This window comes from Mesorhizobium sp. B2-3-13 (assembly GCF_006442195.1).
In the GTDB taxonomy this organism is placed as follows: Bacteria; Pseudomonadota; Alphaproteobacteria; order Rhizobiales; family Rhizobiaceae; genus Mesorhizobium; species Mesorhizobium salmacidum.
The window spans coordinates 1-14,368 of sequence record NZ_VFVQ01000015.1; the positions used below are offsets into that span (position 1 = coordinate 1).

Annotated in this window: 11 protein-coding genes; 8 read left to right on the forward strand and 3 right to left on the reverse strand. The window is 63.2% G+C overall.

The window, feature by feature from the left end; all coding sequences use genetic code 11:
• The 6 genes from FJ941_RS18420 to FJ941_RS18445 form a co-directional block, all read left to right on the forward strand.
• Window positions 1-3,293 (forward strand): Ig-like domain-containing protein (locus FJ941_RS18420; protein WP_140507751.1); only part of this gene is annotated, 3,293 nt, incomplete at its 5' end.
• Window positions 3,294-3,353: 60 nt separating this feature from the next.
• Complete coding sequence (locus FJ941_RS18425; RefSeq protein ID WP_140507753.1) at window positions 3,354-3,725, forward strand: hypothetical protein; 372 nt, start codon at window positions 3,354-3,356, stop codon at window positions 3,723-3,725.
• 28 nt (window positions 3,726-3,753) lie between these two features.
• Window positions 3,754-4,497, forward strand: a complete 744-nt coding sequence (locus FJ941_RS18430; RefSeq protein ID WP_140507754.1) for a transglycosylase SLT domain-containing protein — start codon at window positions 3,754-3,756, stop codon at window positions 4,495-4,497.
• Between the two features lie 94 nt (window positions 4,498-4,591).
• Window positions 4,592-5,791 (forward strand): penicillin-binding protein activator, encoded by a 1,200-nt coding sequence (locus FJ941_RS18435; protein ID WP_140507756.1) that lies wholly within the window; start codon window positions 4,592-4,594, stop codon window positions 5,789-5,791.
• Window positions 5,792-5,836: 45 nt separating this feature from the next.
• Complete coding sequence (locus tag FJ941_RS18440) at window positions 5,837-6,499, forward strand: thermonuclease family protein (protein WP_140507758.1); 663 nt, start codon at window positions 5,837-5,839, stop codon at window positions 6,497-6,499.
• A 137-nt stretch (window positions 6,500-6,636) separates the two neighbouring features.
• Window positions 6,637-7,392, forward strand: coding sequence for a GGDEF domain-containing protein (locus FJ941_RS18445; RefSeq protein ID WP_140507760.1), 756 nt, complete (start codon window positions 6,637-6,639; stop codon window positions 7,390-7,392).
• Between the two features lie 136 nt (window positions 7,393-7,528).
• Here the strand turns inward: FJ941_RS18445 and smc are convergent, their stop codons facing one another.
• The 3 genes from smc to FJ941_RS18460 all read right to left on the reverse strand — a co-directional run bounded on the left by smc (window position 7,529) and on the right by FJ941_RS18460 (window position 12,520).
• Window positions 7,529-10,987: a chromosome segregation protein SMC gene (smc, locus tag FJ941_RS18450; protein WP_140507762.1), complete on the reverse strand. Its 3,459-nt coding sequence runs from the start codon at window positions 10,985-10,987 to the stop codon at window positions 7,529-7,531.
• Window positions 10,988-11,110: 123 nt separating this feature from the next.
• Window positions 11,111-11,854, reverse strand: coding sequence for a DsbA family protein (locus FJ941_RS18455; RefSeq protein WP_140507764.1), 744 nt, complete (start codon window positions 11,852-11,854; stop codon window positions 11,111-11,113).
• Window positions 11,855-12,019: 165 nt separating this feature from the next.
• Window positions 12,020-12,520, reverse strand: a complete 501-nt coding sequence (locus FJ941_RS18460) for a DUF721 domain-containing protein (protein ID WP_027142382.1) — start codon at window positions 12,518-12,520, stop codon at window positions 12,020-12,022.
• Between the two features lie 53 nt (window positions 12,521-12,573).
• Here FJ941_RS18460 and mutY point away from each other — a divergent pair, with 53 nt between their 5' ends.
• A complete protein-coding gene (gene mutY / locus FJ941_RS18465; RefSeq protein ID WP_140507765.1) occupies window positions 12,574-13,713 on the forward strand; it encodes an A/G-specific adenine glycosylase in 1,140 nt (379 codons plus the stop codon).
• Window positions 13,706-14,317: an HAD family phosphatase gene (locus FJ941_RS18470; protein WP_140507767.1), complete on the forward strand. Its 612-nt coding sequence runs from the start codon at window positions 13,706-13,708 to the stop codon at window positions 14,315-14,317. The genes mutY and FJ941_RS18470 overlap by 8 nt, the downstream gene beginning before the upstream one ends.
• The last annotated feature ends 51 nt before the right edge of the window (window positions 14,318-14,368 follow it).

Here is a 14,368-nt window from a genome sequence, read left to right on the forward strand (position 1 = left end):
CCACCGTGACCGACGCCGACAACAGCACCGCAACCACCACCTTCACTGTCTCCATCGACGATGACGTGCCGGTGGCGCAGAACTATACGGGAGCGACCTTCGCCGAGGGCACCGGCGCGCACGACATTGGCAATGCGGTGACGCTGCTGGGCATCGGCGCGGGCGCCGACGGCCTGCAGGGAACACTGCAGGGCCTGGCCTTCACCAATCAGGGCACGACGGGCGGAACATTGTCGATCGACGGCGCCGGCCACCTGATCTACAGCGCACCGGCCAGCGTGACGAGCGCCACGACGGTGACCGAGACCTTCAGCTACACGGTGAGCGACAAGGACGGCGACACCGTCACCAGGCAGGTGACGTTCGGGGTCTCCGACAGCGGCATCACGAATGTGGCGGCCTCGGCGAACCTCGTCGTGGACGAGGACAACCTTGCCACCGGCAACAACGACTCGGCCGCGGGCGACGATGCCCAGGTGCTGGGCGGCCATATCTCCTACACGCTGGGCGCCGATGCCTTGAGCTCGGTCGCGCTGTCGGTTGCCAGCACCGGATTGACCAAGCTCGACGGGACAGCGGTCTCGACCAGCTGGGATGCCGCCACCCACACGCTGACCGGCTATGGCAGCAGCGCCGCGGACGTGGTGTTCACCATCACGCTGAGCAACATCACGGCAACCGGCGCCGACTACACCGCGGCCCTCAACCAGCCGGTCGCGCATCCGGTTCACGACGACCCCTCCACCGGCGCGGTGGAAACCGCCTTCGAGGACAATCTCGGCTTCACCGTCACCGCCACCGTGACCGACGCCGACAACAGCACCGCAACCACCACCTTCACTGTCTCCATCGACGATGACGTGCCGGTGGCGGTCAATGATACCTGGGCGTTGACGGTTACGGGCCCCACGGTTCTCACCGGCCTGCTCGCCAACGACAAGTTTGGCGCCGATGGCGTCGATACGGACAATGCTCCAACGCCAGGCCAGGTCACAGTCACCACAAACGGCGCCCACGGCACGGTGGTCTACAACAATGATGGAACGTTCACCTATACGCCAACGGGCGTCTACGTTGGATCGGACTCGTTCACCTACACGATCAAGGACGGCGACGGCGACACGTCGACGGCAACGGTAACGCTGAATGTCCAGACCAATACGGTCCCGTCAGGCGGCGGCACCGCCTCGCTCATATTGAACGAGGCCGCGCTCGACACGACGAAGGATGCCTCGTTGCCGGCGGATCTTGATGCTGGTGTCGTGACCGGCACCAACCCAGGCAGCCGTGGCGAGACGGCGCAGGCAAACAGCGGGATCACCTTCACCTCATCAGGCGAAGCGATTTCCGTTGCCTTCGCCAACCCGACCGACGCTTCAAACTGGGTGGCACCGACGGTTTCGGGCCTGGCTTCCGGTTACACCCTGTCCTGGAGTTTGGTCGGCGGGGAACTGGTCGGACACTTAATCCAGACGGTTGGCAGCGTGGACCTTGGCGCATTCGTCTATCTGGCCTTGTCGAATACAACCGCAGGCGCCAATAGTTCACTCACTCCGGTGGTGACCGCAACGTTGACCGATCAGCTCCAGCATGCTGCGGGCTCCGGCAACATCACCATCAACGGCCTCCAGGTGGTGGCAACCGACACCAGCGGCGATCACGTTTCCGGCGCGGTCAACCTGACGGTTCTCGATGACGCTCCGCTGCCGTTCAATCCTGACGGCATCTTCGTCGAAAACGTCCCGCATACTGTACTAACGGAAAGCATCAACTTCGCCGCAAGTGCCGGCGCCGACGGCGTTGGCAACGTGGTGTTCAACGTGAACGAGGGCGCGGCCGTCACATCAGGCAGCGCAAACATCTTCCTGAATGGCGAGCAGGTCTTCTTCCACGTCGTGGATACGCACACGGTAGAGGGACGAACCTCGGCCGCGAACGGCAGCGACCTCGCCTTCACGGCGACCTTGGATCCCACGACCGACACCTGGACCTACACGCAGGCAGCGACCATGTTTGCCGGCAACCAGTTCAATACGGCGAACTTCTCGCCTAGCGGCGGCAACAATCAGGCAATTGTTCTGGACTCGGCAAACTCAACCAGTGACCTGCTCGCGACCGGCAATAGTCCTAATTTCGTCAATACGAGCACGGGCAGTTGGGGCGTCGATGGCGGAAACAGCATCGGACCTGGCGAGGAGATCCGCTTCGATTTCGTTAGCAGCGCGACAACCAATGGCACCATTGCCGGGACTTCCTATACCGGCCACTACGAGGTAGCGAGCTACAGCCAGCAGATTGGCAATGTATCTGGGCCTGGCCTGGTTTCGATAACGATACGCCCGGTCAATGCTGACAACGATGCTTCCTACATAGGCGATGGATCTGGCGAAAGCACAGCATTTGGCAGCCTGATCACGGTGATTAACGGTTCCGGTGGAGCAGCTCCGACTACAGCTTATGACGCCGTGCATGGAACTTGGACCATCACCGGTTTGGCGCAAGGCGACACTTTTACGGTGGTTGCAAACTCCGACCCGTTCAGCGCGATCGAGATTTCGGCCAACAATGGCTCGAATGACTTCAAACTAGGCCCGGTCACCTATACGACCGCGAACGCCGTCACGCCGTTCGATATCTCGATCCCGGTCAATGCAACCGACGGTGACGGCGACCTGATCGCGGGCTCGGTGACGGCGCACCTTTCGCCTGATACCAGCACGTGGCAAGGAACGCCCGGCGCCGATACGCACACGACGACGATCACGGAAACCGCCCTATTCGGCGAAGATGGCAATGACATCCTTAGCGGCCTTCCGGGACAGGCCGATCTCCTGGCCGGCGGGCGCGGAATCGACACCCTGTTTGGCGACACCGGAAACGACACGCTTTACGGGGGCTCAGGCAACGACACGCTTAACGGCGGTGGAGGCAATGATCTGCTGATCGGCGGTTCGGGCCAAGATACGCTCATCGGGGGCACCGGAGCCGACACGTTCAAGCTTGAGCATCTAGATATCAAGGATCTCATCAGCGATTATAGCGGCGTCGGCGGCGATGGCGACGTGATCGACCTGACGTCCCTTTTCAAGACTGGAGCCGGCAACGTTGCCGACTTCGTGAACTACGATTCGGCAACACACACACTGAGTGTCGATGCCAATGGTCTCGCCGGTGGCGCCAACTTCATCGACGTGGCGCAACTGACCAACGCGGTCGCGCCCGTGGCCAGCACGATCACACTGCTGTATGACGATGGCGCTAACACACACACGACCACGGCAAATGTGGTTTAAGGCCATAGTGCGTGGCCAAACGACTATGGTATATCTTCAGATCATGGAGGGGAGTTCATCATGAAGACTGTTACGAGACTGCTGGCTTCGGCGGCGGCGCTGTTGTTGACGGCTGGGTCGGCCGGCTTTGCCGCCGACATCATCGAAGGCCCGACGGCTGATTATTGCCGCACCGTTGGAACGTCCAATCTCGTGCTGACCGACAACACGGTCGACCTCACGAAACAGGTCGTGAAGCTGATGGACGAGTCGGTCGCCGTCGCCAACAGCCCGGAATGGATCCATTCATCCCGGCCGGTCTTCGTCTGGGCATCGGAAGCCAAGGTCGCCTGCGGCATGGCTTACGGCTACCTGAAGACCAACTATAAGGACGAAGACACGCTCAACAAGTGCGAGTGTTTTCACGATCGCATGGTCGAGTACATGAACTGACCGCAGCGAGAGCGCGCCAGCGGGTCCGATGATTGGCGATCGCGCATCGCTCGCCGTGATCGCCGGGGCGATTGCGCTGACCGGTTGGCTGGTGCCGGCGGCGCCAGCCAGGGAATTCGAGCCGTCTTCCGTCGACCAGGCAACATCAGCCATCGCAACGCGGCGGACGCACTGCAGCGCCGCATCCCAGTGGTCGCGCGAGACCTACAAGGCGTTCGCGACCTGTCAGGCATCGATCTACGGTCTTCAACCGGCACTGGCGCATGCCGTGATCGAGATCGAAAGCGGCTTCGATCCTGACGCACGCGGGGGTGCTGGAGAAATCGGACTGATGCAAGTCATGCCGGCGACCGCGCGCATGCTCGGCTTTCGCGGTTCGCTCGAGAATCTCAGCGCGCCCGCGACCAATATCGCGTTTGGCGTCGAGTATCTGGCGCTCGCGAACAAGCTCGCCGGCGGCGATCTGTGCACGACCGTGATGAAATATCGCGCTGGCCACAACGAGACCCGGTTCTCGGCGCTTTCCGTTCGCTATTGCGAGCGTGCGAGAGCCATACTGGCAAGGGATGGCCTGGAGGTAGCCGGGCCGTTGCCTGTGGCGACATTCGGGTTTTCCGCCCTTTCGCAGGAAGACATGCCGACAGGGGCAAAGCGTGTCTGTGTGCGCAGGTTTTTCGTGCCCGGCCCACGCTACATGAGATGTGCCGACTATCGAACCGTGGAGCAGGCCAGACGCATCAAAGCGCTCAGGGCCGAGCTGTTCCGTGACTGAGCACTTCGGTCGAATGGAGCCGCCATGATATATCGTGCGGACGAGATCGGGAAAGACATGTCGCCATGCGCGGCAGACAGGGTGGGAGCAGAAAATGGAATTTGACCGGCCGGTCCACGGCCCGCGGACATGGGTGGTCGCTTCCATGCTGGCTATGTCGTTGCTCGGCTGCCAATCGAAAGGCGCGGTGTCCGACGCGCTCGATCCCGCCGCCATCCAGGCCCCCAATCAGCCGGCTGCCGTTGCTGTCGCCAATGCAAGCCTGACAACGCAGTCTCTCGGCACCGGCCCCACACAAGTCGCTATGCTGCTGCCCCTCTCCGCCTCCGGATCCGCGGGTGAAAACGGCAGAAAGATGCTGGACGCCGCCAAGCTCGCCATGACTGATCTCGGCAACCCGCTGCTGACGCTTACCATCGAGGACACAAGGGGAGACGCGACCTACTCCCAGCAACTGGCGGTTAAAGCCATTACTTCGGGAGCGAAAGTGGTCATCGGTCCGACCGAACTGGCGGCGGCGCAGCATGTCGCAAAACTGTCGGGCTCAAACCGGCCGGTGGTTCTGGCTCTTGCGGACAATTTTGCCGGTGGCCCGGGCGTCTATGCGGTATGCCTCAGCGAGGCGGACAGCGCGGCCGCGGGAGCTGGCGCGATCGCGGCCAAGGGCGGCAAGAAGTTCGTTCTGCTGGTGCCGGCGGGCGCGAGTGCCGACATCATGGAGAAGCGGGTCGCCAACAGCCTCAGCGTGTATGGAGCCGCCCTTGCAATCACCATACCGTATACGAGCGCCGACAGCGCGGCAAAGGCGGTGACGGACATGGGCTCGCTGGTGGACGTTCCCGATGCCGTGATCGTTGCCAGCGGCGACAGCAATCCGTCGCCAATCCTGATCGCCCTGAAGGCAAAGGGCATTCCTGGAAAATCGACCTCCGTGATTGGCACGAACCGCTGGCTGGAGCACCCGACCAGTCCACTTTTCGAAGGCGCCTATATCGCGACGCTCGATCAACACGAAACAGGTCCGATCTCGGATCGTTTCAAGGCAACCTTCAACTACCAGGCCGACGTCAATGTCGCTTATGCCTATGACATGGTTGCCCTGACCGCGGGGATCGCGAGCGCTGCCGGACCTAACGGTTTCAACAGGCAGGTTTTCGAGAACCGGAGTGGATTTCGCGGATCGACCGGCTTGTTCAGGTTCCGCGCGGATGGATCCAGCGAACGCTCGATGCCGTTTTACCGGATTGAAAAGGGCGCGCTCAAACCGGTTGCCAAATCGACGTCCAGCTTCTAGCGAATTGGGCGCGGCGGCCTGATGGCACAAGTCGGACGCCTTCGCATGATGATCGCGGTCGCAAGCCTCGAGCTTCTCGTCGGCATCCTGCTGCTGATCAGGGCAGCGACCCTGTTTCCTGTCGAACGGACCGTCACCAACCCGGCCCCGGAAGTCAGCGATGAAGTCGCGCAGCACCCGGTTCGATCGATCGTCAATTCAGCCCGCAAGATTGCCGAGGATCTCATCGCACCGCCGCAGATCGAGGGGACCGACATGGAGCGGGTGGAACCTCGCTCGCCCCTTGGCGACCTCGGCCTCGCCCCACAACCCAAGCCATCGATGCCCAAGGATTGGCTGGAAACACCGCTGTACCATCCGGTGGCCACGTCGTCGGCCGGTTTCGACTCCATGGGGCGGAATTTGTTCATCAGCGGAACCCAAAGCGTTGCGATCGACAGGGTCTGCCTGTTTCACGAGAGTGCCTGGCCTTGCGGGCAGCGGGCGCGCGCGGCTTTCAACAACTGGATGCGCGGGCGGGCGCTGAGCTGTTTCGTGCCTCCGACGGTCGACCGGTTCCCTGTCGCGGCGACATGCAGGCTGGGCAAACAGGATGTCGGCGCCTGGCTCGTATCGAATGGCTGGGCGCTGGCCTTGCCGAGCGGCATCTATGGCAAGGCCGAAGCAGCAGCCCGGACGGCGGAGATGGGAATCTTCGGCCCCCCGTAGGCGGCAGCAACCGGATTCGCCACAAAGGGCCGCATCGTCTGTTCAGAAAACTGGCGAACGTCTCAAATTGTATTGTTCTTCGAGACCGAAATCGTAACTTGCCGGTCTTATGCTTGGCGTTCGAACGGAGATCGACGATGAGCAACGCAACAGCTGATGTCCCGGCCCATCACGAATGGAAGAATGTCGCCTGGTTGGCTTTCCTTGGAACCACCGGCAGCCTGTGCGTCTCCCTGATCCTGAATTATCTGCTGTTGTTCAGCGAGACGCTGACGCCTTTCGGGCGCGGCATGATCACCGCAACGCTTTTGCCTTTGGTGATCTGCCTGCCGCTTTTTGTGTTCATAGGCCTGAAACTGGCCGAGATCCGTCGCTATAGGCGGGAACTCAACAGGGCCGCTACCTTCGATACGCTGACCGGTTGCCTGAACGGCAAGGTTTTCACGTCGCTGATCGAGAGACGGGCAATCAGGTCTTCGCCACCTGGCGAGCGATCGGGCGCCTTCCTAGTCGTTCATCCTGAACATCTGAACGCCATCAATCTGCGCTTCGGCCTGAGCTGGGGCGACGAAGCCTTGCGCCTCATAGCCTCGACCATCCGCTCTTGCGTGCGCTCGCAAGACGTCGTCGGCCGCATAGGCGCGTCCATGTTCGGCGTCTTCCTTCCTGGAACGAGCGAGGCCGAAGCCAGGACGGTTGGCGAGCGTATCCGCGCCAGTGTCTCGCAGGTCTATTTTGCCCCTCAAGGCGCCGAGGAGATCCTGGCCGTCACCGTCGGAGGCGTGGTTTTCGAGCAGGACCTGGACTTCGAGGACATGTTCCGGCCGGCGGAAGAGAGCCTGTCGGGCAAAGGCGGTTTTGCACTGTCGCGCATTCAACCCGTTTCAGCCTGACGCCCTCCAAGACTTGTTCGGTTTTGCCGCGACTTTTGCGATAATCGGGAAAGTCGATGCCAGAATGCGTGGCTTACCGCCCGCGATCCCTTCGCTACGATCCTTGGCTGAGGGCGAACGCGCAGATCCCGCAGCGTCAGCTCGCCTCGCGCATCGCTTCGGCGGCCTGCAAGTCGACGGAGACCAACTGGCTGACGCCCTGCTCGGCCATGGTCACGCCGAACAGCCGGTCCATGCGGGCCATGGTGATGGGATTGTGGGTGATGATGACGAAACGTGTCTCGGTGGTGTTGGCCATCTCGTCCATGAGATTGCAAAAGCGCTCGACGTTGTGATCGTCAAGCGGCGCATCGACTTCGTCGAGCACGCAGATCGGCGCCGGATTGGTCAGGAACACGGCAAAGATCAGCGACATCGCCGTCAGCGCCTGCTCGCCGCCCGACAGCAGCGTCATGGTCTGCGGCTTCTTGCCGGGCGGGCGGGCCAGGATCTCAAGTCCCGCGTCCAGCGGATCCTCGGATTCGATCAGTTGCAATTCTGCCGTGCCGCCACCGAACAGATGCGAGAACAACCGCTGGAAATGGCTGTTCACCACATCGAAGGCGGCCAGCAGCCGCTCGCGGCCTTCACGGTTGAGGCTCTGGATTGCTTGCCTGAGCTTGCGGATCGCTTCGATGATGTCCTCGCGCTCGGACACGATTGCCTCCAGGCGATCGGAAAGCTCCTTCTGCTCTTCCTCGGCGCGCAAATTGACGGCGCCGAGCCGTTCGCGCTCGATCTTCAACCGGTCGAGCTGGCGTTCGATCTCGGGCATCTCGGGCATCGGGTCGCCGGCTTCCAGGCCGGTGTGGCGGATGACCAGATGCGGCGGCGTGTTCAGCGTTTCCTGGATACGCGCCTCGATCTCCAGCCGGCGTTCGTCCGCCGCCGTCAGCCGTTCCTCGGCGCGGGCGCGGGTTTCGCGCGCTTCGGCCAGCGACTGGATGGCTGATGTGGCCGCCTTGTCCAGTTCGGCCTGCCTGTTCTCCGCTTCCTGCAGCCGGTCGGCGGCCGCCTTGCGCAAGGTCTCGGCCTCGGTGAGTTGCGACAGCAGCGCACGGCGCTTGACGTCGATCTCGTCGGGCGCATCGGCCAGCCGTTCGCGCTCGGCCTCGGCCTCGGCCTTGCGTTCGCCGAGCGAGGCGATCTGTGTCGAGGCGTTTTCGGCACGCACCAGCCAGTTGCTGCGCTCGGCGCCGATGGCGTCCAGCCGTCGCGTGCGGGCCTCGGCTTCGCGCCGCAACCCCTCATGGACGGCACGCGCGTCGGCAAGCGTGGCGCGGTCGCGAGAGACATTGGCCGAGGACTGTTCGAGCTGCAATTGCAGGTCGCCGAGATCCGGCGCGTCCTGCAGCAGCATCTCGGCCTCGACGAAAGCCGCCGATGTCTCCTCGTGGCTGTCGACGATGCGGGCGCGCGCTTCGTCCAGCGCGGCACGCCGGCTCGACAGTTCACCGCCGGCCTTTTCGGCCTCGGCCAACGCATTGCGGGCGGCGTCCAGCCGGTGCTGGGCTTCGCGTCCGGCCTGGCGTGTGGTTCGCTCCGCTTCGCTTGCCTGGCGCAGCGTCTGCTCGGCCTGTGCCAGCGTCTCCTCGGCCTGGCGCAGGACGAGCGTCGCCTGCACCGCTTCGGCATCGAGTTCGGCAAGCCGGTTCTTCTGCGCCAGTCTTTGTGCCGCGGCGGTCGGTGCATCGGCGCTGGCGGTCAGACCGTCCCAGCGCCACAACGCGCCCTCGCGGCTGACCAGGCGCTGGCCGGGAGCCAGAAGCCCCTGCAACCGGCGCCCGTCAGCGGCCTCGACGATGCCGATCTGCGCCAGGCGGCGGGCAAGTTGTGCCGGCGCGCGAACCACGCTGGCAAGGCTCTTGATCCCTTCCGGAAGCGCGGCGTCGCCGGGCTGGATTTCGCTTTCGCCCCAATGCGCCGGTGCGCTACGGTCGAGCGGCACGTCCAGGTCTTCGCCCAAGGCCGCGCCCAGGGCCGTCTCGAAGCCGCGCTCGACGCTGATCTGCTCCAGCACGGAAGGGAAGAGATCGCCGCTGGCCGCGTTCAGGATCTTGGCCAGCGTACGCGCTTCGGTCTCGATCCCAGCCAGTTCCGCCCTGGCGTCCTGAAGCGGGGGCCGAGCGGCACTTTCGGCGCCACGAGCGTCGATGACCGACTGCTCGGCCTGCGCCACCGAGGCCTCGGACTCTTCCAGCAATGCCATCGCCTGTTCTACCAGGATCCGTTTCTCGGCCGGATCGGGCAGGCCGGCCACCTTGGCGAGGATGTCCGATAACTCCCGATCGACATCGGCGAGCTGACGGGCGAAGCGATCGCGCCGCTCGGCGGTTTCGCGCAAAGTCCGTTCGATCTGATGGCGCGAGGCGGCGGCCTCGGCGCGCTCGGCGGTCAGCGCGGCGAGCTTGGCTTCGCTTTGCGCAAGCGTCGAGGCGGCCTGTTCGAATTCCGCGCGGGTAGTGGCCTCTCGCTCCGCGGCGCCGGCGTTTTCGGAGTTCAGCGCGGCCTCTTCCGCGCGCAGGCGCTCGAGTACGTCGGCATTGTCGCGCACCATCCGCTCTTCGCGGGCGATGTCACCGTCGAGTTGCTGCAACCGGCGCTCGAGTTCGGCCTGACGGGTGCGGATGCGGCCGGCTTCTTCCTCGATCTGCGACCTGGCGATCGACAGCCGCTGGAAGGCCGCGGCAGCCGCGGCTTCCGCGTCGCGCAGGTCGGGCAAGCGATGGGCGGAGATGCCCTGCTCCTTGGCCGCGTTCATCTGCGTGGCGGCGCGGTCGCCGACGAGCGCCGTGGCCGTCGCCAGTGCCGAACGCGCCTCGCCTTCCTGCGTCTTGGCCAACGTCCAGCGCAGATGCAAGAGCGTTGCTTCGGCCTTGCGAATGTCGGCCGACAGGTTCTTGAAGCGGGAAGCCTGGCGCGCCTGGCGCTTCAGGCTTTCGATCTGGCTTTCCAGTTCGCCGACGACATCGTCCAGGCGTTCGAGGTTCTGCTCGGCCGCCTTAAGCCGCAGCTCCGCCTCATGGCGGCGGGTGTGCAGACCGGAAATGCCGGCCGCCTCTTCGAGCAGCGCGCGGCGCGCCTGCGGCTTGGCCTGGATCAGTTCGCCGATACGGCCCTGCCCGACCATCGAGGGCGAGCGCGCGCCGGTCGACTGATCGGCGAACAGAAGCTGCACGTCCTTGGCGCGCGCTTCCTTGCCGTTGATGCGGTAGAGCGAGCCGGCCTCGCGCTCGATACGGCGGGACACCTGCAGTTCGTCGGCATCGTTGAAGGCTGATGGAGCCGAGCGGTCGCTGTTGTCGAGGAACAGCGTGACTTCTGCGGTGTTGCGGGCGGGGCGCGTGCCCGAGCCGGAAAAGATCACGTCGTCCATGCCGGACGCGCGCATGTTCTTGTAGGAGCTTTCGCCCATCACCCAGCGCAGCGCCTCGACGAGATTCGACTTGCCGCACCCGTTCGGCCCGACAATGCCGGTCAGGCCGCGTTCGATGACGAACTCGCCAGGTTCGACGAAGGACTTGAAACCAAGGAGGCGGAGGCGCGAAAACTTCATTCACGCGCCTCATACACCGGTTCCGCAAAACTGTACCGAGGTTTTGCGACAGGGCGCATAGCGCGCGAACAGATAGAGAGGCAAGCAGCGCCGGAGCGCTGCCGCTTCGGCGCTGAGCTGATGTCAGAGCAGAGGGTCGATGATGGCCGACATTTCCTCAATCGACATCGCCCCTTTGTAGGTCTTACCGTTGATGAAGAAGGTCGGTGTCGAGTCGACCTTGAATTCATTGGCGCCACGCTTCTGGACCGATCTCACATCGTCCAGAAGTTTCTGGTCCGTCAAGCAGGCCTCGAAGGACTCCTGTGTAAAACCGGCAAGCTTGGAGATTTGCAGCAGCGCATCCTTTGTGTTGGACACGCCGACCCAGTTCGCCTGCTGCCTGAACAGGACATCGACCATCGGGAAATAGTTGTCCTTGGCGCAGCGCGCCAGCATGAAACCTGCTTCGGCGCTCGGATCGAACGGGAATTCGCGCAGGATGTAACGGGCCTTGCCGGTATCGATATACTTGGTCTTCAAATCCGGAAAGGTGGTCTCGGCGAAATGCGCGCAGTGCGGGCAGGTCATCGAGGCATATTCGACGATGGTGACCTTGGCGTCATCCTTGCCGAGCTGCTTGTCGGGCAGCGCACCCGGCTTCATCAGTTCGGTCATGTCGACGGTGCCCTGCGCTTCCGGCACCTGGACCGCGGCGGGCGTGGCCGGCTTTGCGGGCGCCGCAGGGTCCGCGGGCTTCACATCCGCAGCCTTGGCCTGTTCGCCGGAATCGCTGCAGGCGGCGAGCAGGGCCACCGCCGGGATGGCGGCCAGCGAAGTCAGGACGTTTCTGCGAGAGAAGCTTTGGCCAAACGGGGTACGGCTCATACGAATCACCTGATAAGGGTTTGGATTTTGCAATGCAATGGCACGAAAAAGCGAGAGTTGGCGCGAATTAAGGCATCCCTGTCCCCAATCCAATCGCGAAACCTGACGAGGGTGATCACGAATGCGAGAGATTAACGACAAACCTATGACCGTTGCCAGTTATAACTAGGCTTTCCTTGCGCCCAGAATGGTCGCACCCAGCCGTTCCAGCGAGGCGCGCAGCCCGTCATCCTCGATCAAGCCGACAGTATCGGCCAATTTCGCCTTTTCCGCCGCGCTCAGTGGCCTGAGGGCAGGTTTGGGCCGGGCTCTTCCCGAGCTTACCGGCTTCTGCACGATCCTGATCCGGCCTATCGCCCTGAAACCCAGGAAGGCGTTCACCCGGTTGATGATCTCGCCGGTCTCATGCTGCAGATGAAGCGCGGCCATGCCTTCGCAGGCGATGACCAGCACGGCCGGCTCGAACGGATCGTCTTCGTGCAGGCGGCGGGGCCACTGGATCTTTTCGGGCCGCGAGTGGATGGCCAGGCGCGGTCCGGCAATCTCTTCCCAGGACTGGACAAGACCGATCGATATGCCTGCCCGCTTGCGCAGCACCGGGTCGAGGATCTCGGTGGCGAGGTCGCTCACCGGAACGGGATTGCCGAAGGGCCTTTTCCCTGCCATGTGCGTTCTCCAGCCACGACTCAGCAGATACCGGCCAGGCCAACGCAAGATCAATGGCACCAGCAGACCAGACCCGCAAGGCCCTGACCAGCATGGCCATCTCAGACGATAGGGCGTCGCGCCTGCTCGCCTGGTACGACGCGCATCATCGCGAATTGCCGTGGCGCGTGACGCCGCGCGAGCATGCACGCGGTGTGCGGCCCGACCCCTACCGCATCTGGCTGTCCGAAGTGATGCTGCAGCAGACCACCGTCGAAGCGGTGAAATCCTATTTCCGCACCTTTGTCGAGAAATGGCCCGACGTCGAAGCGCTGGCAGCGGCGCCGACCGAGGATGTGATGAAAACCTGGGCAGGGCTCGGCTATTACTCCCGCGCCCGCAATCTCAAAGCCTGTGCCGATCTGGTGGCGGCACGCGGCGGCCGTTTTCCAGATACCGAGACCGAACTTCGAGAATTGCCGGGGATCGGCGCCTATACGTCGGCTGCCGTCACGGCAATCGCCTTCGACCGTCCCGCGGCCGTTGTCGACGGCAATGTCGAACGCGTCATCTCAAGGCTGTTTTCGGTCACGACGCCGCTGAGCGAAGCCAAGACCGAGATACGAGCCCATGTCGAGCGCATGGTGCCGGCGACAAGGCCCGGCGACTTCGCCCAGGCGACGATGGATCTCGGCGCGACGATTTGCACGCCGCGCCGGCCGCGCTGCATGCTGTGCCCGCTGCGCGAGGACTGCAGCGCCGTCATTGCAGGCGACCCCGAGAATTTCCCGGTGCGGCTGCCAAAAGCCGACAAACCGCTGCGGCGCGGCGCGGCTTTCGTGGCCACACGTGAGGACGGCGCCATTCTTTTGCGCAAGCGGCCGGAAAAGGGTCTGCTTGGCGGCATGACGGAAGTGCCTACCACCGCCTGGACGGCGCGGGCGGACGGAGCCACCACGCAAGCGGCGGCGCCTTTTCCCGGCAACTGGCTGCGCGCCGGAAAAATCACGCATGTCTTCACCCATTTCGCGCTCGAACTCGAAGTCTTTTGCGCTCACATCAAAGGTGATGCACCGGCAGGGTATTTCTGGTCGCCGGCCCATGACATTTCAGGCGAGGCGCTGCCCACTGTCATGAAAAAGGCAATCGAGGCTGCGATACCCGGCGCGACGAAAAAGCCGTCGCCATTGAGTGCAAAGAGGCCCCATGACTGAAATCCGCCACATCGTTTTCGACATCGGCCGCGTGCTGATCCATTACGATCCGAACATTCCGTTCAGCCGCCTCATTCCCGATGTCGAAGAGCGAAAGTGGTTCTTCGACAATGTCTGCACGCATGACTGGAACATCGAACAGGATCGCGGGCGGACGTGGGAAGAGGCCGAAGCGCTGCTGATCGCGGAGCATCCCGAGCACGCCGAAAACATCCGCAATTTCCGCCGCCACTGGCACGAGATGGTTCCGCATGCCTATGACGACAGCGTCGCCATCATGCTCGGGCTGATCGACAGCGGCCACGATGTGACGATGCTGACCAACTTTGCCTCCGACACGCTGGCAGAAGCGCGTGAACGCTTCGATTTCCTCGATCGCCCGCGTGGCGTCACCATCTCGGGCGAGATCGGCAAGATCAAGCCGGACCGCGGCATTTACGACCATCACGTGGCTGCGTTCGGCCTCGAGCCGTCGGCGACGCTGTTCATCGACGACAGCCAGAAAAATGTCGACGGCGCCAAGGCCGCCGGCTGGCAAGCGGTGCTGTTCACCGATGCCAGTACGCTTCAGGCAGATCTTGAACGCTTTGGAATCAAGGCGTGATCTCTATCGCTTGCGGCGATACGTTGAGAATTTGAATCAACGAATATGATG

Excerpts from the sequence above, each read along its gene's own strand:
- FJ941_RS18425 (WP_140507753.1), top strand. The coding sequence starts at position 3,354 with ATGAAGACTGTTACGAGACTGCTGGCTTCGGCGGCGGCGCTGTTGTTG.
- FJ941_RS18430 (WP_140507754.1), top strand. The coding sequence starts at position 3,754 with ATGATTGGCGATCGCGCATCGCTCGCCGTGATCGCCGGGGCGATTGCG.
- FJ941_RS18435 (WP_140507756.1), top strand. The coding sequence starts at position 4,592 with ATGGAATTTGACCGGCCGGTCCACGGCCCGCGGACATGGGTGGTCGCT.
- FJ941_RS18440 (WP_140507758.1), top strand. The coding sequence starts at position 5,837 with ATGATGATCGCGGTCGCAAGCCTCGAGCTTCTCGTCGGCATCCTGCTG.
- FJ941_RS18445 (WP_140507760.1), top strand. The coding sequence starts at position 6,637 with ATGAGCAACGCAACAGCTGATGTCCCGGCCCATCACGAATGGAAGAAT.
- smc (WP_140507762.1), bottom strand. The coding sequence starts at position 10,987 with ATGAAGTTTTCGCGCCTCCGCCTCCTTGGTTTCAAGTCCTTCGTCGAA.
- FJ941_RS18455 (WP_140507764.1), bottom strand. The coding sequence starts at position 11,854 with ATGAGCCGTACCCCGTTTGGCCAAAGCTTCTCTCGCAGAAACGTCCTG.
- FJ941_RS18460 (WP_027142382.1), bottom strand. The coding sequence starts at position 12,520 with ATGGCAGGGAAAAGGCCCTTCGGCAATCCCGTTCCGGTGAGCGACCTC.
- mutY (WP_140507765.1), top strand. The coding sequence starts at position 12,574 with ATGGCACCAGCAGACCAGACCCGCAAGGCCCTGACCAGCATGGCCATC.
- FJ941_RS18470 (WP_140507767.1), top strand. The coding sequence starts at position 13,706 with ATGACTGAAATCCGCCACATCGTTTTCGACATCGGCCGCGTGCTGATC.